Below are 19,093 nucleotides of genomic sequence, written 5' to 3'. Positions count from 1 at the left end.
ACTTTAATGGACGACAACAAGAAGAAAGCCTTGGCTGCGGCCCTGGGTCAGATCGAACGTCAATTCGGCAAGGGTGCCGTGATGCGTATGGGCGATCAGGACCGTCAGGCGATCCCGGCTATCTCCACCGGCTCTCTGGGTCTGGACATCGCACTCGGCATTGGCGGTCTGCCAAAAGGCCGTATCGTTGAAATCTACGGTCCTGAATCTTCCGGTAAAACCACACTGACACTGTCCGTGATCGCCCAGGCTCAAAAAGCCGGCGCGACCTGCGCTTTCGTCGACGCCGAACACGCCCTCGACCCTGAGTACGCCGGCAAGCTGGGCGTCAACGTCGACGACCTGCTGGTTTCGCAGCCGGACACCGGCGAACAGGCACTGGAAATCACCGACATGCTGGTGCGCTCCAACGCGGTTGACGTGATCATCGTCGACTCCGTGGCGGCACTGGTACCGAAGGCTGAAATCGAAGGTGAAATGGGTGACATGCACGTGGGCCTGCAAGCCCGTCTGATGTCCCAGGCGCTGCGTAAAATCACCGGTAACATCAAGAACGCCAACTGCCTGGTGATCTTCATCAACCAGATCCGCATGAAGATCGGCGTGATGTTCGGCAGCCCGGAAACCACCACCGGTGGTAACGCGCTGAAGTTCTACGCTTCGGTCCGTCTCGACATCCGCCGTACCGGCGCGGTGAAGGAAGGCGACGAAGTGGTCGGCAGCGAAACCCGCGTCAAGGTTGTGAAGAACAAGGTGGCGTCGCCGTTCCGTCAGGCCGAGTTCCAGATTCTTTACGGCAAAGGCATCTACCTCAATGGCGAGATGATCGACCTGGGCGTGCTGCACGGTTTCGTCGAGAAATCCGGTGCTTGGTATGCCTATGAAGGCACCAAGATCGGTCAGGGCAAGGCCAACTCGGCCAAGTTCCTGGCAGATAACCCGGAAGTCGCTGCCAAGCTCGAGAAGCAGTTGCGTGACAAACTGCTGTCGCCAGCGGTGATCGCCGACTCCAAGGCTTCTGCGGTCAAAGAGACCGAAGACGACCTGGCTGACGCTGATATCTGATCGCAGCGATGACCACCGCTGTACTGGATACCCTCGTCGCGGTGCGGCGAACCGCCATGGACCTGCTTGCTCGACGCGAGCACGGTCGAGTTGAGCTGACGCGTAAACTGCGTCAGCGCGGCGCTGAGGCGGAAATGATCGAAACAGCCCTCGACCGGTTGACGGAAGAGGGGCTGCTTTCTGAAGCCCGTTACCTTGAAAGCTTTGTTTCCTACCGTGCCCGCTCCGGTTATGGCCCCTTGCGCATTCGCGAAGAGCTGGGTCAGCGTGGTTTGCAACGCGCCGACATCGAACTCGCACTGCGTGAGAGCGGTATCGACTGGCAGGAGCAGCTTCGGGATACATGGCAGCGCAAGTTCTCCGGACACTTGCCGATTGATGCCAAGGAGCGGGCCAAACAAGGTCGATTCCTCGCCTATCGGGGCTTTTCGATGGAGATGATCAACCGCTTGTTCAGCGGCAGAGGGATGGACGACTAAGTCGGTTTAAATAGAAACGGCCCGCTATGAAAATAGCGGGCCGTTTTTTTGCCTTCAAATAACCTTCGAAGGTTCGCGTGTGCGATGTGTGGTCTGCGGTTTGCTATGGGCCCAATTTTCCGGAAGGTTGATGTAATCCACCAGTTCCCTGAGTCGGCCGTGGTCCCGGGCGTTGAAGGCGAACGCCAGCCGCACCAGATGGCTGTACTGCGCTTCGTCGTGTTCTTCACCGCTGTAGGCGTGTTGATGGAACTGGTCGCTCAGACACAGATCGGCGAAAGCCTCCTGCATATGCGCCAATGCCTGGTCGCTGAGCTTGTGGTGCATACGAATAACGAACTGACGCTTGAGCCAGCGGCTGGAGTGGAAGTTGCTGTAGAACTGGTTGATTTGCTGCACCGCCTCATCGACGTTATAGACCAGTCGCATCAGTTTCAGGTCGGTGGGCAGGATGTAGCGGTTTTCTTCAAGTTGCTGGCGAATGAAATCCAGTGCGCTTTGCCAGAAGGTTCCGCCCGGCACATCCAGCAATACCACGGGCACCAACGGACTTTTACCGGTCTGGATCAATGTCAGGACTTCCAGTGCTTCGTCCAGTGTGCCAAACCCGCCAGGGCACAGCACCAGCGCATCGGCTTCCTTGACGAAGAACAGTTTGCGGGTGAAGAAAAAATGGAACGGCAGCAGGTTGCCTGTGCCGTCCACAGTCGGGTTGGCATGCTGTTCGAAGGGCAGGGTGATATTGAACCCGAGGCTGTGGTCACGTCCGGCACCTTCGTGTGCGGCGGCCATGATTCCGCCACCAGCGCCGGTGATGACCATCATGTCTGAACGTGTCAGGGCCGCGCCGAGTTCCCGGGCCATTGCATACAGTGGATGCTCGACCGGCGTGCGTGCCGAGCCAAACACGGTGACTTTGCGTCGCCCCTTGAATTGTTCGAGCACCCGGAACGCCTGCTCCAGTTCGCGCAGGGCTTGCAGGGTGATCTTGGCGTTCCAGCGGTTGTGATCTTCCTGGGCCATGCGTAGCACGGTCAGGATCATGTCGCGATAGATCGGCAGGTTCGGGCTGTTGGGAGAAACCTGGTCGAGTTGTTCTTCGACCTTGTTGATGAGGTCGGGAAGTTGTTCCTGAAAATGCCGGCTGAGCAGGTCATTCGGTTGGTAAGGCATTCAACGTCTCCTTCTGCACAGAGCTTGTGGCCCTGACGTGCGGCGTCAGTGCCGCGCTGCAAAAAAACACACACTCGGCAGCTCCTTGTCCTGCCGTGAACAGATGATCGGGAATACTTTGAATCTAGACCCTCGCGAGCCATTGCGCTGAGTTGATCATTACGCCGCGCAGTCTTTTTCTGGCAGCCGTCGGGTGTCATTGGCAAAGAATGTTCACCGCTCGTCCGAACGTACGCCGTAGAGCAATCGCTCTGATTTACTAACTTACAGGCACTGTACGACAGCTTGGAGTCAGCCGCCGTACGCAGGGTGCGCGCTTTTCAGGGATTCGCGGGTAGCAGGCAAGGAGGCGGGATAGATGGCCAGAGTGGTTCTGGAAATCGATACGCAGCTGTATCGGATGTTGAAAGCGTCAGCCGAGGCCAATCAAGTCAGTCTCGAAGAGGAGTGCTGCCGACGTCTGGCAGGTGGTGAACGGCGTTCACGCTATTTACAGGCCCTGGTGGCCGAATTGCGCGCCGAGGATGAACAGCGGCGCGCCAATACCCGGTGATTACTTCTTCTTCGCCGGGGCTGCTTTCGGGCAATCGGAATCCTGATAGCTGGCCGAGCCGATGGCTTTGTTGGTTTTATATTCAGTGAAGTCGTAACGCATGACCGCGCCTTTGGCCATCAGCTTGCGGTACGACGGGTTATTGCACACCGAAGCACCCAGCTGGAAATACACCGCTTTTGGATCAGCGCGCATCTTTTCGGCGTGGCTGGCCTGCACGCTCAGGTGGTTGATCAGGGTGATGCCTTCAACGGTGTAGCCCTGATCGAGAATGTCTTCGTTGATCGCCCGTGGCGTACCAACGCTGCTTTGTTCGGCGATGTTGCGCAGTTCTTTGTTCAGATTCTGCTCTTTCAACGACGCCGCTTGTGCGCTGAAGGACAACGCCAGCGCGATGGCGGCGGTGGGAACGATTAGGCGCAGCATGAAACTCTCCTGATTCAGTGACTGGTGGTTCGACCAGCCCTGTGGCTGTGCGTTCAGTGGCGCCGGATTATAGGGGAGCCGGTCGGGACGGTACAGGTTTGCGCTCGCCGCTCTGGTAAACTGCCGGCCTTTATTACCTTGCCGAGTGCTGTGCGTGTCGAGTTTTCCTGCTGTGGTGCGTTGCCTGTGATCAAACATGCCCCCAACGCTGTAGCCCGTTTGCGCGACCAGCGCGAGGACGAGGGCATCAAGCCGATTCAGGCCCGAGGTTTTCGCTCCGAACGTTGCCGCGACTGCCGGGTGATCATCAGCCATTGCCTGTGCGCCTGGCGACCAACGGTCGAGTCCCGTTCCGGCGTGTGCCTGATCATGACCGGCAAGGAAGTGTTCAAACCGAGCAACACCGGCTGGCTGATTGCCGATGTGGTACGCGACAACCACGCGTTCATCTGGTCGCGCACCGAGCCTGACTCGCAGATGCTCGCGCTGCTCAACGACCCGCAATGGCAGCCGTACCTGGTATTTCCCGGCGAATACGTAGAACCGTCACGGGTGACCAACACCGTCGCCGTCGATAGCAGCAAGCGTCCGTTGTTCATTCTGCTGGATGCGACCTGGACCGAGGCGCGCAAGATCTTCCGCAAGAGTCCGTATTTCGATCGCTTGCCGATTCTCAGCCTGTTGCCCGACAGACTCTCGCGTTATCGCCTGCGTCGCTCCACCCGTAGCGAACACCTGTGCACCGCCGAAGTCGCGGCGTTGTGTCTGGAGTTGGCAGGGGACCGCGATGCGGCTTCGGCACTGGACGCATATTTCGATGTGTTCAGCCAGCATTACCTGGGCGCCAAACAACAGCTGGACATGAACGAGTCGACCCCGGCGCACGCCGAGTTGTTGCCTTATATACGAAAGCCGCAGGCAGTGTTGGCGCCATAGTGGCCCATACTTCACGCAGCGGCGGCCGTGCTGCTTGACCACCCCGGCTTCGCTGGGCATGCTTGGCGCCGATTAGGGTGCGGCCAAGGTTTGAAACGCCGTGTTTGCTTGTGATTGGCGTTGAACGTGCCCCTGTGGATAGCGCTGTGCAGCGCTCTCTTGAGTTGCTTTGGCGAGGCCCGAATGCGTCGGGTCTGCCATCAAAAACAGGATCATTTGAATAATGGCCACATACGACATCCTGATTGCCGATGATCACCCTCTGTTTCGTAGCGCACTGCATCAAGCGGTGACGCTGGGCCTCGGCCCGGATGTACGACTGGTGGAGGTGGCGAGCATCGCCGAGCTGGAAGCACGCCTGACGGAAAAATCCGACTGGGATCTGGTCCTGCTGGACCTGAACATGCCCGGCGCGTTCGGCTTTTCCGGTCTGGTCATGCTGCGCGGTCAATATCCACAGATTCCAGTGGTGATGGTCTCGGCGCAGGAAGAAGCCTCGGTCATGGTCAAGTCCCGCGAGTTCGGTGCCAGTGGCTTTATTCCCAAGTCCAGCGACCTGAGTATGATCCAGCAAGCCGTGCGCAAGGTGCTCGATGGCGATGTGTTCTGGCCACCGCAGGCGTTCGAAGCGGTCAGCGTCTCCGCCGAAGCCAAAGCTGCCAGCGACGGCCTTGCCAGCCTTACCCCGCAACAGTTCCGCGTATTGACCATGGTCTGTGAGGGCCTGCTGAACAAGCAGATTGCCTATGAGCTGAACGTGTCCGAAGCGACCATCAAGGCTCACGTTACAGCGATCTTTCGCAAGTTGAACGTACGCACCCGGACACAGGCTGCATTACTTCTGCAACAACTTGAGTCAATTCCGAGCCAATAAAGGCTGGCGTCTTCACGCTTTTTTGACTTTTGTTGCTCTAGCTTTCCCACTCCTTTCTGGTTGGTTTTTACCTTATGTCACCTTTCAAGGGCCAGACCGGCCTGAAACGCATCCTCAACGCTTCCGGTTACTCGCTGGACGGCCTGCGCGCAGCCTTCACCGGCGAAGCGGCATTCCGCCAACTGGTGCTGCTCAATGTGGTGCTGATTCCGCTGACGTTCTTCCTGAATGTCAGCCGCGTCGAACAGGCACTGCTGATCGCCGTCTGCCTGCTGGCGCTGATCGTCGAGTTGTTGAACTCGGCAGTAGAAGCGGCGATTGACCGCATTTCCCTGGAACTTCACCCACTGTCCAAGAATGCCAAGGACATGGGCAGCGCTGCGCAATTCGTAGCCCTGAGCATGATTGCCCTGGTGTGGGCGGTGATTCTGCTTTAAGCGATACTTGGCAAGACGATCTCGTCGCTGCGCTGCACCCCAGCGGTGAAAGCGCGGCACAGATCGAGAAATTCGCGCATGGCCGACGTCTGATATTTCTGCTTGTGCCAGATGAAGTAAAACTGTCGCGCCAGATCCAGATCAGGCGTTTCCACCGCCACCAGGCTGCCGCGCCGAAACGCATCGCGCAGCGCCAGCCGCGAAATACAGCCAATCCCCAATCCTGATTCCACCGCGCGTTTGATCGCTTCAGTGTGTTCCAGCTCCAGGCGGATATTCAGCGCACTGCGATGGTGACGCATGGCCTGATCGAACGTCAGTCGTGTGCCAGAGCCTTGTTCGCGCAGAATCCACGCTTCGTGCGTCAACTCTTCCATGGTCGCGCTGCCGCGTTTGGCCAACGGATGTTGCGGCGCGCAGAACACCACCAGCTCATCTTCGACCCAGCTCTGCACTTCGATGTCCGGATGGCTGCAGTCACCTTCGATTAGACCCAGATCAATTTCGTAGTGAGCGACTTGATGCACGATATTGGCCGTGTTCTGCACATGCAGCTTTACTTGGCTTTCGGGATGACGCTGCATGAAGCCGCCGATCAACAGGGTCGCCAGGTAATTGCCGATGGTCAGGGTGGCACCCACCGACAGTGAGCCGAAACCGGATTTGCCATTGAGCAGGTCTTCGATTTCCTTGGACTGATCAAGCAGGGCCACGGCTTGCGGCAGCAGCTGTTTGCCCAGCGCGTTGAGGCTCAGGCGTTTGCCGGCGCGGTCGAACAGCTGGCAGCTGGACTGGCGCTCCAGTTCGGTAATAGAGGTGCTTGCCGCCGATTGCGAGAGGTTGAGCAGACCCGCAGCACGGGATACGCTTTCCTGCTGGGCGACGGCGACGAAGACTTGCAGTTGACGAAGAGTAAATCGCATATCGATATAACCGATAACCCTTATCTTAATAATCCAGTTAACAGATATTGTCGTCGCTATTAGAATGCGTTGCAATTGCGCACTGTCGGCCGCAAAGGCGAGCGCAGACCCAATATCCAGGAGTCCCACGTACATGAGCAACATGAACCACGAGCGTGTCCTCAGTGTTCATCACTGGAACGACACTCTGTTCAGCTTCAAGTGCACCCGCGATCCGGGCCTGCGCTTCGAGAACGGTCAGTTCGTGATGATCGGCCTGCAACAGCCAAATGGCCGCCCGCTTATGCGCGCTTACTCGATCGCCAGCCCGAACTGGGAAGAGCATCTCGAGTTCTTCAGCATCAAAGTGCCTGATGGTCCGCTGACTTCGCAGCTGCAGCACCTGAAGGAAGGCGACGAGATCATCATCTCGAAGAAGCCTACCGGCACCCTGGTCCTGGACGACCTGAACCCGGGCAAACACCTGTATCTGCTGAGCACCGGCACGGGTCTGGCGCCGTTCATGAGCGTGATTCAGGACCCGGAAACCTACGAGCGCTTTGAAAAAGTGATCCTGGTGCACGGCGTGCGCTACGTCAACGAAGTCGCCTATCGCGAGTTCATCACCGAGCACCTGCCGCAGAACGAGTTCTTCGGTGAAGCGCTGCGGGACAAGCTGATCTACTACCCGACCGTGACCCGCGAGCCGTTCGAGAACCAGGGCCGTCTGACCGATCTGATGCGCAGCGGCAAGCTGTTCAGCGACATCGGCCTGCCACCGATCAACCCGCAGGACGACCGCGCGATGATCTGCGGCAGCCCGAGCATGCTCGACGAGACCAGCGAAGTGCTCGACAGCTTCGGCCTGAAGATCTCGGCGCGGATGCGCGAGCCGGGTGATTACTTGATCGAGCGTGCGTTCGTCGAGAAGTAAGCCCCACGAAAAAAGCCCCCATTGCCGGCGAAGGCAATGGGGGCTTTTTCATGCCCGAGATATTTCATTCCTGCCTGCCAAAATCCATGTAGGAGCTGCCGAAGGCTGCGATCTTTTGATCTTGAAAAGGCAAAATCAAAAGATTGCAGCCTGCGGCAGCTCCTACATTGAGCGAGGTCTCAGGTGTTGGCCGGGATGACTTCCAGTACGCAAATCTGCTCCGGCGTCGGGTAATGCCAGCGCACGTCCAGATCCCAGAACTGCGCACCGTACTCGCGCTCCGGCGCCGGCGTCTGATACGCCGGGCGCGGATCCTGGGCCAGACACTGCTCGATCAACTCGACCAGTGGCTCGTCAAGGCGCTGAGCATGGCCGTGCGCCTGTTGCAGCGCGGCGTCCGTCCACTGCACGTCAATCAGCTGTGGCGCGGCGCTGGCGATGCTGTTGGAGGCTCCGGGGATGATATCGGCGTAAGGCACATAGGGTTTGATGTCGAGGATCGGCGTGCCGTCGAGCAGGTCGATGCCCGAGATGAACAGCCGATGTGCCTCGACCTTGTCCAGCTTTACCACCGACTGGCCGATGCCATTGGGACGGTGAGTGGCGCGGGTGGCGAACACGCCCATGGACTTGTTGCCACCCAGACGTGGTGGGCGCACTTTCAGGCGGGGCTTTTCTTCCAGCGCCTGATGAAACAGGAACAGCAGCCAGACATGGCTGACCTGCTCCAGCCCTTGCACCGCGTCACCCTGATCGAACGGCGCCACCAGCTCCAGCACGCCACGGGCGGCGGGGGCCAGTTGCGGCTGGCGCGGGATGGCGAACTTCTCCTTGAAGCAGGAGCGCACAAAACCAATGGGGGAGACGCTGTAAGTCATGTTGCGTGATCAGCCACGAACGCGCAGGGTCAGGCCCTTGAGGAAATTGCGCAGCAACTGATCGCCGCACGGGCGGTAGTTGGTGTGGCCGACCTTGCGGAACAGCGCGCTCAGCTCAGGCTTGGACACCGGGAACTCGGCAGCCTTGAGGATCGCGTGCATGTCGTCTTCCTTGAGTTCGAAAGCCACGCGCAGCTTCTTCAGAATGATGTTGTTGGTCACCGGCACTTCGATCGGCTGCGGTGGACGACTTTCGTCCTTGCCACGCTTGAAGATCACCAGGCCATCGAGGAAGTGCGCCATGACCTCGTCCGGGCAGCGCACGAAGCCTTCTTCGTCTTCTTCTTTCTTGTCGAGGTACGCGACGACGTCTTTCAGCTCCACGTCCAGGCCGCCGAGCTTGATGATCTCGATGACTTTCTTGTCGCTGATGTCGAGCATGTAGCGCACGCTGCGCAATACGTCGTTATGAATCATGTGGGTCATCCTGATAATCGTTGTGGGCAGCACGCAGGCGCGCTGCCGGAATGTGTGGCGGCAGTGGAAGCTTTAGAACTTCTCTTTGCCGGACAGGTAGCGCCATTGGCCCACCGGAACCTTGCCAATCGACACGCCGCCGATGCGGATGCGGCGGATGCCGAGAACCTTCAGGCCAACCGCTTCGCAGAACTGCGCGATGATCCCCGGTTGCGGGTTCTTCATGGCGAAGCGCAGGCGGTTTTCGTTCTGCCAGCTGGCCTTGACCGGCGGCAGCTCCTTGCCCTTGTGGGTGAGGCCGTGCTGCAGGCGATTGAGGCCGTGGGCAACCATGTTGCCTTCGACCTCGACCACGTATTCCTGCTCGATCTTGGCCGCATCGGCAGTCAGTTTGCGCAGCACTTTCCAGTCCTGAGTGAATACCAGCAGGCCGCTGGCCTTGGGCTGCAGGTCGGCGCTGGCGGTCAGGCGCAGGAAGTGTCCGCGCAACGGACGTTTGCCGTAGCGGTGCTCTTCGCTGAGGGTGTCGGCGCTGAGCGATTGCATGGCGGTGTCGACGTCCATACCGGCCGGCACGTTGAGCAGAATCGTGACCGGCTCCGGCGCGGTGGCCTTGGCGTCCTTGTCGAGTTCGACCTTCTGGTCGCCGACCTTGAACTGCGGTTCGTCGATCACTTCGCCATCCACGGTGACCCAGCCGCCCTCGATGAACAGCTCGGCCTCCCGGCGGGAGCAACCGACCAGTTCGATGAGGCGTTTGGAGAGGCGAATCGGGTCAGTCATGACAGGGCCGTAACAAAAAAGGGGTGGGCATTGTACCTGCCTGGCGCCGGTTAAGCCCGGTTCCATTTGCAGGGTGTTCGCAATTGCTGTGGGAGCTGGCTTGCCAGCGATGGCATCACCTCGGTGCATCTGTCAGACCGAGTCGCCGGCATCGCTGGCAAGCCAGCTCCCACAGGGTTCTACGATGTGTCAGCCGTTACTGGAGCGCTGCTGGTTCTGGCGCAAACGCATATGCAGCAGCGGATACGGCTGGCCCATGCCGTCGACTTCCGAGCGGCCGATCACTTCAAAACCCTGTTTGAAGTAAAACCCCAGCGCCTGCGGGTTCTGTTCGTTGACGTCCAGTTCATCGGCATTCAGATGTTGCATGGCGTAGTTGAGCAGTTTCTTGCCCAAACCCTGGCCGCGATGCTCGGGATCGATGAACAGCATTTCGATCTTGCCCGCCGCCACGCCGGCAAACCCGGTGATGCGCTGGTTGGCGTCCTTGGTACAGATCAACATCACCGCGTCCAGGTAACGGGTGAGCACCAGATTGCGCAGCAATTCGATGTAGCTGTCCGGCAGAAAGTCATGGGTCGCGCGGACCGAGGCCTCCCAGACTCGGGTCAGTTCCTGATAGTCGCTGAGTTTCGGCGTGTGAATGACCGAATGCTGACGCATGCCCGGCTGCCTCTTTTCAAATGGATGAGCGGGATTCCTTCCCACTGCAAACGATAGACGCAAAAAAGCCCCGCATCTCGTAAAAAGAGCGGGGCTTTTTGTATTTATTTCGGTGTCTGGCTGGCTGTTAATGTTGCCTGCAAGAGCTTCCCCCTCACCCCAACCCTCTCCCCCAAGGGGGGCGAGGGGGGAAGGGAGCTGATCTTCATGCTGTTCAAAATCTGAGGTCGACTCGATATTTCAAGTCGCCGTCATTCGAAAGAGCAACTCAATCAGTCCCCTCTCCCTCAGGGAGAGGGTTAGGGTGAGGGGCTTTTGATCTTCAGATCAGAGCTGCTCAGCCCACAGGTCGTATTCGTCAGCGTCAGTCACCTTGCACCAGACCTTGTCGCCCGGCTTGAGGTTGCTGCCGTTGTCGATGAACACGTTGCCGTCGATTTCCGGGGCATCGAAGAAGCAGCGGCCGACGGCGCCTTGCTCGTCGACTTCGTCCACCAGCACTTCGATCTCGCGGCCGATGCGCATTTGCAGGCGTGCCGAGCTGATCGCCTGCTGGTGCGCCATGAAACGCTCCCAACGGTCTTGCTTGACGTCGTCCGGGACCACTTCCAGGTCCAGGTCATTGGCCGGCGCGCCATCGACTGGCGAGTACTGGAAGCAACCGACGCGGTCGAGCTGGGCTTCGGTCAGCCAGTTCAGCAGGTACTGGAAATCTTCTTCGGTTTCGCCCGGGAAGCCGACGATGAAGGTCGAACGGATGATCAGGTCCGGGCAGATTTCGCGCCAGTTCTTGATCCGCGCCAGGGTCTTGTCTTCGAACGCCGGGCGTTTCATCGATTTCAACACTTTCGGGCTGGCGTGCTGGAACGGGATGTCCAGGTACGGCAGGATCTTGCCGGCGGCCATCAGCGGGATCAGCTCGTCGACGTGCGGGTACGGGTAAACGTAGTGCAGACGCACCCACACGCCCAAGGTGCTCAGCGCTTCGCAGAGTTCGGTCATGCGGGTTTTCACCGGCGCGCCGTTCCAGAAACCGGTGCGGTATTTCACGTCGACGCCGTAGGCGCTGGTGTCTTGCGAAATCACCAGCAGCTCTTTGACGCCGGATTTGACCAGACGCTGGGCTTCGTCGAGTACATCACCCACCGGACGGCTGACCAGTTTGCCGCGCATCGACGGGATGATGCAGAAGCTGCAGCTGTGGTTGCAGCCTTCGGAAATCTTCAGGTACGCGTAGTGGCGCGGAGTCAGCTTGATGCCTTGCGGCGGCACCAGGTCGATCAGCGGGTTGTGGTCCTGTTTCGGCGGCACCACTTCGTGCACCGCGTTGACCACTTGTTCGTACTGCTGCGGACCGGTCACGGCCAGCACGCTCGGGTGTACGTCGCGGATGTTGCCTTCTTCTACGCCCATGCAACCGGTGACGATGACCTTGCCGTTTTCCTTGATCGCTTCACCGATCACTTCCAGCGATTCGGCCTTGGCCGAGTCGATGAAACCGCAGGTGTTGACCACCACCACGTCGGCGTCCTGATAGGTGGACACCACGTCATAGCCTTCCATGCGCAGCTGGGTCAGGATGCGCTCGGAGTCGACCAGTGCTTTCGGGCAACCCAGAGATACAAAGCCAACCTTTGGATTGGCCGGCGCAGGAGTGGTGGACATGTCTAACCTCGGTATTTTGTGACGTCGCTTGCCGTGTGGGAAAGTCGACGGACGGGCGCTCAGGGTGCGCCTCTGATCAAAAAGTGCGCAATTCTAGCGATGAGCAACGCACTTGACCAGCTTTATGCAGGGAAATACGACGAGTGCTGCGCTATGCTTCGCGCCGTTGAGCTTTACCGTTTTTTTACAGTCAACAAAACGACTGTAACAACAGGTAAAACAGCGCATGCTGCACCACAAAGCATAGTGCTTCATTCAAAGAAGCCGGTTTGAGAATCAGGAGTGTTGGATGGGTCAGGCAAGTAGTCAGGCGGCGGGCGCCGAGCATTCGGCTGCAAAACCGCTGAGCATGCTGGTCGCGGCAGTCGGGGTAGTTTACGGCGACATCGGCACGAGCCCGTTGTACACCCTCAAAGAAGTATTCGCCGGTCATTATGGGGTGCCGGTCAATCACGACGGCGTCTTCGGGATTCTGGCATTGATATTCTGGTCGCTGATCTGGGTCGTTACGATCAAGTACGTGTTGTTCGTCTTGCGGGCCGACAACCAGGGCGAAGGGGGGATCATGGCGCTGACCGCCCTGGCGCGACGCGCATCCAGCCGCTATCCCAAATTGCAGGCGGTGCTGGTGATCCTGGGATTGATCGGTGCCGCACTGTTTTACGGCGACAGCATGATCACCCCGGCGATTTCCGTATTGTCGGCGGTGGAAGGTCTGGAGCTGGCATTCGATGGCCTGGAGCGCTGGGTGGTGCCGATGGCGCTGGTGGTCCTGGTCGGACTGTTCCTGATCCAGAAGCATGGCACCGATCGCATTGGCAAGCTGTTTGGTCCGGTGATGGTGGCGTGGTTCCTGGTGCTGGGCGGTCTGGGTGTCAGCGGGATCGTTCGACACCCTGAAGTATTGAGCGCGCTGAACCCGATCTGGGGCGTGCGATTCTTCATCGTGCATCCGGGCATGGGCGTGGCGATTCTCGGCGCGGTAGTGCTGGCATTGACCGGCGCCGAAGCACTGTACGCCGACATGGGCCACTTCGGGCGCAAGCCGATTGCCCGCGCCTGGCTGGCGCTGGTACTTCCGGCACTGGTGCTGAATTACTTCGGTCAGGGCGCATTGCTCCTGGAGAATCCGGAAGCGGCGCGTAACCCGTTCTACCTGCTGGCGCCGAACTGGGCACTGGTACCTTTGGTGGTGCTGGCAACCCTGGCCACGGTGATTGCTTCGCAAGCGGTGATTTCCGGTGCGTTTTCGTTGACCCGTCAAGCAATTCAGCTTGGCTACATCCCGCGCATGCACATTCAGCACACCTCCAGTGCCGAACAGGGGCAGATCTATATTGGTGCGGTGAACTGGGCGCTGATGGTGGGCGTCATCCTGCTGGTGATCGGTTTCGAGTCCTCCGGCGCATTGGCGTCTGCCTATGGCGTGGCGGTGACGGGCACCATGCTGATCACCAGTATTCTGGTGGCGGCGGTGATCTTGCTGCTATGGAAATGGCCACCACTGCTGGCCGTGCCGATTCTGGTCGGCTTCCTGCTGGTCGATGGCATGTTCTTCGCGGCCAACGTGCCGAAAATCATTCAGGGCGGTGCCTTCCCGGTACTGGCGGGGATCGTGCTGTTCATCCTGATGACCACCTGGAAGCGCGGCAAAGAGCTGTTGGTCGATCGACTGGACGAAGGCGCGTTGCCGCTGCCGATCTTCATCAGCAGCATCCGCGTGCAACCACCGCACCGCGTGCAGGGCACTGCGGTGTTCCTCACCGCGCGCTCCGACGCCGTGCCCCACGCGCTGTTGCACAACCTGCTGCACAACCAGGTATTGCACGAGCAAGTGGTGCTGCTGACCGTGGTCTACGAAGACATCCCGCGCGTGCCGCCATCGCGGCGCTTTGAAGTCGAAGCTCACGGCGAAGGCTTCTTCCGGGTGATCCTGCACTTCGGCTTCACCGACGAGCCGGACGTGCCGCAGGCACTGAAGCTATGCCATCTGGATGATCTGGACTTCAGCCCGATGCGCACCACCTACTTCCTCAGCCGCGAAACGGTGATTGCCTCGAAACTCGAAGGCATGGCCCGTTGGCGTGAGGCGCTGTTTGCGTTCATGTTGAAGAATGCCAACGGCAACCTGCGGTTCTTCAATCTGCCGCTGAACCGGGTGATTGAGTTGGGGACGCAGGTGGAGATGTAGCTGCACCCTAACTGAAAAGCCCCCGTCAGCTTCAACGCTGGCGGGGGCTTTTTTGTGCCCGCACATAAACCTCAAGTCCACCACCAATCCTCTGTGGGAGCTGGCTTGCCAGCGATGAGTCCGGCACATCAAGAATCAATGTCGACTGACTCACCGTCATCGCTGGCAAGCCAGCTCCTGCAAGGTTATGAGGTGCATTCAGGCAGATCGGCTTCGGATTCGGTTATCGTCCGCGCAGGTCGTGGGCACTAAACATCTGGCACATGATTCCCTGTGGGAGCGAGCCTGCTCGCGAAGGCGTAGTGTCAGTCGACGAATCTGTTAACGGACTTACCGCTTCGCGAGCAGGCTCGCTCCCACAGAGGATTCTGACGGCAGCTGAAATGTAAAAAGCCCCCGCAACCATGAGGCTGCGGGGGCTTTTCGTTTTGCCGACTCAGATCACTCCGCCGGCTGATCCTTGCTCTGACGCTTCTCGATCAAGTCCACCAGACGCTTGGCCAGCGCCGGGTAATTCTCGTCGAAGTGGTGGCCACCAGGCAGTTTCACCGCTTCGCCCACCGCAGTCTTGTCGGTGCAGCCGCTCTCGTCGGTCTCTTCGGCGCCGTAGATGCACACCACTTTGGCGGCGGGCAGCTTGGCCATTTCCGGGCCGGTGGCGGCTTCTTTGCCGGCGTTGCCGAGCCAGCCTTCGACTTCGATTTCGAAGCTGCCGGTACGGGCGAAGGCCAGCAGGATGATGGCGTCGACGCGTTGCTGCTCGGTGTCCGGCAGGCGGTTGTAGATCGCCGGCAGGACGTCGGCACCGAACGAGTAACCGGTGAGGATGAAGCGCTTGGTGCCCCATTTCTGCCGGTAGTGCTGCATCAGTTCGGTCAGATCCAGTGCGCTTTGCTCCGGGCTCTTGTGCTGCCAGTAGTAGCGTAGGGTGTCGATGCCGACCACCGGGTAACCGATCTTGGCCATCTCGCCGGCCACGTCGCGGTCGAGGTCGCGCCAGCCGCCGTCACCGGAAAGGAACAGGGTCACGGTGTCCTTGGCTTGACCGGCTGGCACTTCAACCACCGGGATCGCCAGACCACCATTGGCCTTGTCGCCGCCGACGAGGATCTTGCGCAGTTCGTTGTTCAGCACCTGCGGCAGGTTGATGTCGTAGTCGCTGATGCTGGTTTCGGCGTTCGGTTGATCGCGCACGAAACCGGCGCTGGTGTCGTCCGGGTTGTCGTTCCACGCCACCAGCCAGTGGCCGTGGGCGGCAGATTTCGGCAGCAGGTGGGTGCAGCCAGGTTTTTCCAGGGCCAGGTCGACCGAGATCGCCTGGGCCTTGTCGTCCTTCTGCTCGGACAACCAGCGCCAGGCCAGCACCGCGCCAGGGCCGATACCGCTGACCAGCGTGGCCGGGCCATTCAGTTCGCGCAGGCCGGTTTGCAGGGCGCGGCTCTGTTGCAGGCAGTCCTTGGGCAGAATCACCTGAACGATCTGCGCCGAGGCGCTGCGGCTCAGTGTGCTCAATTGGTTGTCGGTCAGCTTCTGGTCGTCATTGACCGCGACCAGCACCTGAGCCTTGGGCTGGGTGCCGGGAATGACGCGGGTCATGACCGTGCCGTCGGCAGCCGTCAGTGGTTGCAGTGTCGGTTGCGGTGCCGGGCGTTTGAGGTACCAGTAACCGCCGCCGGCAATCACGGCCAGCACGATCAGTGCGGCCAGGATGTACTTCAGGGAGCGTTGAATCATCAGCGTTTCACCAATCCAGTCAAGCCGCCCGCGATCAGGGCAGCAGTATCGGCCAGCGCCACCAGCGGATCGAGTCCGGCGGGCACTGCCATATAACGGGGTTCCCAGTCAGGCTGGAACTTGTCTTTGAAGCGGCGCAAGCCTTGGAAGTTGTACAGCTGCTCACCACGGCGGAAAACCATCGAGCCCAGACGCTGGGTCAGCGGTGCACCTCGCCGGGGTTGCAACCCCGACAACGGCACCATGCCCAGGCTGAAGCGCGCGTATCCGTGACTCTTATAGTGTTGAATCAGGCCGACCATGAGGAACTCCATGGTCAGCTTGGGGGCGTCCGGGTGCGAGCGCATCAGGTCGAGACTGGCCAGGTCATGGCTGTAAGTCTCGAGCAGGTTGGCGAACGCCACCGGGCGGCCCTCGAAGCGAATCACCGCAATGCGGAAATGCTTCAGATAATCGTCGCTGAAACGGCCGAGGGAGAAGCCTTTCTCGCGCACGTTCTTGCCGGTCAGCCACGCATCGGAAATCACTTTCAACTCATCCATCGGCGCCTGGCCCGGCTCATGGATTTCCAGCGACAGACCGTCGCGGGTGCCACGGTTCCAGGTGTAGCGCAGGTCCTTCATCTCCTTGCCCTTAGCTTCCAGGTCAAAGCGATGCAGATCGACCCGGGCTTCTTCGCCGAGCTTGATCGCGGTCAGGCCGATGTCCATGTAGTACGGCAGGTTCTCGGCGCGCACCTGATAGAACACCGGACGGGTGTGATGGATGTCGCACAGGTCGCGGAACTGCCAGATCATCTCGGCACGCTGCTGGCCGGGGCCGATCGGGTCGTACAGCGCCACCAGGCTGCGGCCGCGACGGGCGTACATCAGAAACGCCTCGTCGTTGGGGTGAAACAGCAGCGCCTTGTCACCGGTCAGGGCGAGGCCGCCATCGGGTTGCGACGAGGCCATCAGGATTTTCGCGGCGCGATCCAGTTCGTCCGGGGTGGGCAGATGAATCACCGGGCGTGCGGTGCGCAGCAGCCAGGTCAGGGCGATCACCAGCAACAGCACCGCCGCGCCGAGCAGCGAGCGCAGGCCGCGCGGGGCGTCAGCGTCGAGGGTGAACTGCCACCACAGTTGATGGCTGTACGGCACGTCCTGATAGGCGAACAGCAGCAGCCAGGTCGAAGCGCCCAATACACACAGGCTGGCCACCAGATACAGCGGCGAGAACGGCAGTTCGGTCAGTCGACTCGGACGATAGAACGAACGGCGGAACACCCCGAGCAGCGCCGCGGTGAGCGTCATCAGCGTGGCTTCTTCCCAGTCGAAGCCTTTGAGCAGCGACAGCAGGGCGCCGACCAGCAACAGAATGGTGGTCAGCATCCACGCGGCCGACAGGCGACGGCGCAGGCCCTGAGCGAGCAACAGACACAACACGCCAATCAGGCTGGCGCCGAAGTGCGAGGCGTCGACCAGGCGATGCGGGATCAGAAACCCGATGTGTTCAAGGCGCGTATCGACCTCCGGGGTGGCACCGGAAAACAGCAGTACCACGCCGGACAGGAACACCAGCACCGCCAGAATCGGCGCGGCCAGACCGGACGCGGCGCGCATGGTCTGGGTCTGGAACAGGCGCTGGCCTTCGTTGATCAGCAAAAACAGGCAGGCCACCAGCAGCGGCAGCACCACATAGATCAGGCGATACAGCAGCAGGGCAGCGGCCAGTGGCGCGGCTCCGAGGGTGTCAGCGAAAGCTGCCAGCAGGATCGCTTCGAAGACCCCGACCCCGCCCGGCACATGGCTGAGGACGCCGGCGGCCAGGGCCAGCAGGTACACCAGCAGGAAGGCGCCGAACGGCGGGGCTTCCGGCAGCAGCAGATAAAGCACGGTGGCCGCTGCGGCGACGTCGAGAGCGGTGATGATCAGTTGCAGGAAGGTCAGGCGTCGGCCCGGCAGGCGCAATGTGCGGCGACCGACCCTGACCAGCAGGTTGTCGCGGTATGGCTGCTCCGGCAGGCGGCGGCGATAGATGCCGACGGCCAGAATCGCGCCAAGCCCCAGCACCACCGCGGCGATCGTGCCGAGCAGGCCTTCTGACAAACCCAATGCAGTGGAGGCGGCGGGCAGATCGCTCAGGGTCGCGAGGGCGGCCAGCGGAGGCAAGGCGCAACCCAGCGACAGGCTGGCGAACAGCGTCATGTGCGCGACTTCCGATGCCCCCAGGCCATGTCGTGCATATAAACGGTAGCGCACCGAGCCGCCGGACAGCAGCGACAGGCCGATGGCGTTGCCAATCGCAAATGCGGTGAAGCCGCCCAGTGCCAGGGTGCGCGGCGGCAAGGCCACGCCGGCATAGCGGCTGGCCGACCATTCATAGCCGAGCAATATGATGAAGCCGACCACCGTCGCACTCACGGCTCCCAGCAGGGCCGGTTTCGGCACGGCCAGGATCGAGTCATGCAGGGCGTAGAGATCGAGTTCGCTCAGCAGATGGCGGCAGGCAATCAGCGCAATGGCAAACAGCAGCAACGTGACCGCCAGACCGATCGGCTGGCGATATTTGCTCAACCGATCCAGCAAGCGCAGGCGCTCGGGTTTGATCGGATGTTCTGCTGTGACGGTGTCTTGTGAATCAGACGAGTTGGCGCGCATCAATCACCTCTTGGATTGTGCGCGACAGGATGGAGGTATCCAGCCAAGTTACCAATCCCTGTAGAAAAAAATAATCACAAAATACTACGCCTCTCATCCGGGATCGGCGAGGGCGGGTCATGGATTGCAGACGTCTTGCCTGCGACTCAAGCATAGTCGCAACTGGGCGGGTCTGATGATCCTGAGCGTTTCACTGCAGCGTGACAGATCATTGTTGCGAAAGGACTTTTTCCACAGATACAAAAAAGGCCACTCTTTCGAGCAGCCTTTTTTGATGTTTGGTT

General features: G+C 60.0%; 19 protein-coding genes. 8 read left to right on the top strand and 11 right to left on the bottom strand.

The window, feature by feature from the left end:
* Positions 1-6 precede the first annotated feature (6 nt).
* Positions 7-1,065 (top strand): recombinase RecA, encoded by a 1,059-nt coding sequence (gene recA / locus OC71_RS18705; protein ID WP_003222269.1) that lies wholly within the window; start codon positions 7-9, stop codon positions 1,063-1,065.
* Positions 1,066-1,073: 8 nt separating this feature from the next.
* Positions 1,074-1,544 (top strand): recombination regulator RecX, encoded by a 471-nt coding sequence (gene recX, locus OC71_RS18700; RefSeq protein ID WP_041072226.1) that lies wholly within the window; start codon positions 1,074-1,076, stop codon positions 1,542-1,544.
* Between the two features lie 54 nt (positions 1,545-1,598).
* On the opposite strand, the gene OC71_RS18695 is transcribed toward recX, so the two are convergent.
* Positions 1,599-2,717, bottom strand: coding sequence for a TIGR00730 family Rossman fold protein (locus tag OC71_RS18695; protein WP_041072224.1), 1,119 nt, complete (start codon positions 2,715-2,717; stop codon positions 1,599-1,601).
* Positions 2,718-3,075: 358 nt separating this feature from the next.
* Here OC71_RS18695 and OC71_RS18690 point away from each other — a divergent pair, with 358 nt between their 5' ends.
* A complete protein-coding gene (locus tag OC71_RS18690; protein ID WP_041072222.1) occupies positions 3,076-3,270 on the top strand; it encodes a hypothetical protein in 195 nt (64 codons plus the stop codon).
* On the opposite strand, the gene OC71_RS18685 is transcribed toward OC71_RS18690, so the two are convergent.
* The gene (locus OC71_RS18685; RefSeq protein WP_041072220.1) at positions 3,271-3,696 is read right to left on the bottom strand and encodes a PA3611 family quorum-sensing-regulated virulence factor; all 426 of its coding nucleotides are present in this window, start codon (positions 3,694-3,696) and stop codon (positions 3,271-3,273) included. It lies immediately after the preceding gene.
* A gap of 189 nt (positions 3,697-3,885) precedes the next feature.
* On the opposite strand from OC71_RS18685, the gene OC71_RS18680 reads away from it, so the two are divergent.
* Positions 3,886-4,632: a tRNA-uridine aminocarboxypropyltransferase gene (locus OC71_RS18680; protein ID WP_041072377.1), complete on the top strand. Its 747-nt coding sequence runs from the start codon at positions 3,886-3,888 to the stop codon at positions 4,630-4,632.
* Between the two features lie 72 nt (positions 4,633-4,704).
* On the opposite strand, the gene OC71_RS28285 is transcribed toward OC71_RS18680, so the two are convergent.
* Positions 4,705-4,863, bottom strand: coding sequence for a hypothetical protein (locus OC71_RS28285; protein WP_155416796.1), 159 nt, complete (start codon positions 4,861-4,863; stop codon positions 4,705-4,707).
* Here OC71_RS28285 and erdR point away from each other — a divergent pair.
* Both erdR and OC71_RS18670 read left to right on the top strand, forming a co-directional pair.
* Positions 4,856-5,506: a response regulator transcription factor ErdR gene (gene erdR / locus OC71_RS18675; protein ID WP_041072218.1), complete on the top strand. Its 651-nt coding sequence runs from the start codon at positions 4,856-4,858 to the stop codon at positions 5,504-5,506. The two genes, OC71_RS28285 and erdR, sit on opposite strands and share 8 nt — an antisense overlap.
* A 74-nt stretch (positions 5,507-5,580) precedes the next feature.
* Positions 5,581-5,943 carry a diacylglycerol kinase gene (locus OC71_RS18670; RefSeq protein ID WP_003222276.1) on the top strand — a complete coding sequence of 121 codons (363 nt, stop codon included), beginning with the start codon at positions 5,581-5,583 and terminating at the stop codon, positions 5,941-5,943.
* Here OC71_RS18670 and OC71_RS18665 read toward each other — a convergent pair.
* Entirely contained in the window at positions 5,940-6,866 is a 927-nt protein-coding gene (locus OC71_RS18665; RefSeq protein WP_007964377.1) for a LysR family transcriptional regulator, read from the bottom strand. The genes OC71_RS18670 and OC71_RS18665 overlap by 4 nt on opposite strands.
* Positions 6,867-6,999: 133 nt before the next feature.
* Here OC71_RS18665 and fpr point away from each other — a divergent pair, with 133 nt between their 5' ends.
* Entirely contained in the window at positions 7,000-7,779 is a 780-nt protein-coding gene (fpr, locus tag OC71_RS18660) for a ferredoxin-NADP reductase (protein WP_003222277.1), read from the top strand.
* A gap of 179 nt (positions 7,780-7,958) precedes the next feature.
* Here the strand turns inward: fpr and tsaA are convergent, their stop codons facing one another.
* From tsaA to rimO, 5 genes are all read right to left on the bottom strand, one after another.
* Positions 7,959-8,657 carry a tRNA (N6-threonylcarbamoyladenosine(37)-N6)-methyltransferase TrmO gene (gene tsaA, locus OC71_RS18655; protein ID WP_041072214.1) on the bottom strand — a complete coding sequence of 233 codons (699 nt, stop codon included), beginning with the start codon at positions 8,655-8,657 and terminating at the stop codon, positions 7,959-7,961.
* A gap of 9 nt (positions 8,658-8,666) precedes the next feature.
* Complete coding sequence (locus OC71_RS18650; RefSeq protein ID WP_041072212.1) at positions 8,667-9,134, bottom strand: DUF1456 family protein; 468 nt, start codon at positions 9,132-9,134, stop codon at positions 8,667-8,669.
* 72 nt (positions 9,135-9,206) lie between these two features.
* On the bottom strand, positions 9,207-9,917 hold the full coding sequence (locus OC71_RS18645; RefSeq protein ID WP_041072210.1) for an rRNA pseudouridine synthase: 711 nt from the start codon (positions 9,915-9,917) through the stop codon (positions 9,207-9,209).
* 189 nt (positions 9,918-10,106) lie between these two features.
* Positions 10,107-10,580 (bottom strand): GNAT family N-acetyltransferase, encoded by a 474-nt coding sequence (locus OC71_RS18640; RefSeq protein ID WP_041072208.1) that lies wholly within the window; start codon positions 10,578-10,580, stop codon positions 10,107-10,109.
* A 327-nt stretch (positions 10,581-10,907) separates the two neighbouring features.
* Positions 10,908-12,245 (bottom strand): 30S ribosomal protein S12 methylthiotransferase RimO, encoded by a 1,338-nt coding sequence (gene rimO, locus OC71_RS18635; protein ID WP_041072206.1) that lies wholly within the window; start codon positions 12,243-12,245, stop codon positions 10,908-10,910.
* A 349-nt stretch (positions 12,246-12,594) separates the two neighbouring features.
* On the opposite strand from rimO, the gene OC71_RS18630 reads away from it, so the two are divergent.
* A complete protein-coding gene (locus OC71_RS18630; protein WP_371260436.1) occupies positions 12,595-14,436 on the top strand; it encodes a potassium transporter Kup in 1,842 nt (613 codons plus the stop codon).
* A gap of 441 nt (positions 14,437-14,877) precedes the next feature.
* Here OC71_RS18630 and OC71_RS18625 read toward each other — a convergent pair whose 3' ends face one another.
* Positions 14,878-16,170 carry a virulence factor family protein gene (locus tag OC71_RS18625; RefSeq protein ID WP_007964390.1) on the bottom strand — a complete coding sequence of 431 codons (1,293 nt, stop codon included), beginning with the start codon at positions 16,168-16,170 and terminating at the stop codon, positions 14,878-14,880.
* Positions 16,170-18,809, bottom strand: coding sequence for a bifunctional lysylphosphatidylglycerol flippase/synthetase MprF (gene mprF / locus OC71_RS18620; protein ID WP_041072202.1), 2,640 nt, complete (start codon positions 18,807-18,809; stop codon positions 16,170-16,172). The genes OC71_RS18625 and mprF overlap by 1 nt, the downstream gene beginning before the upstream one ends.
* Positions 18,810-19,093 lie beyond the last annotated feature (284 nt).

It is taken from the genome of Pseudomonas sp. W15Feb9B (genome assembly GCF_000828175.1).
In the GTDB taxonomy this organism is placed as follows: Bacteria; Pseudomonadota; Gammaproteobacteria; order Pseudomonadales; family Pseudomonadaceae; genus Aquipseudomonas; species Aquipseudomonas parakoreensis.
This window is presented reverse-complemented; position numbering and strand designations above follow the sequence as displayed.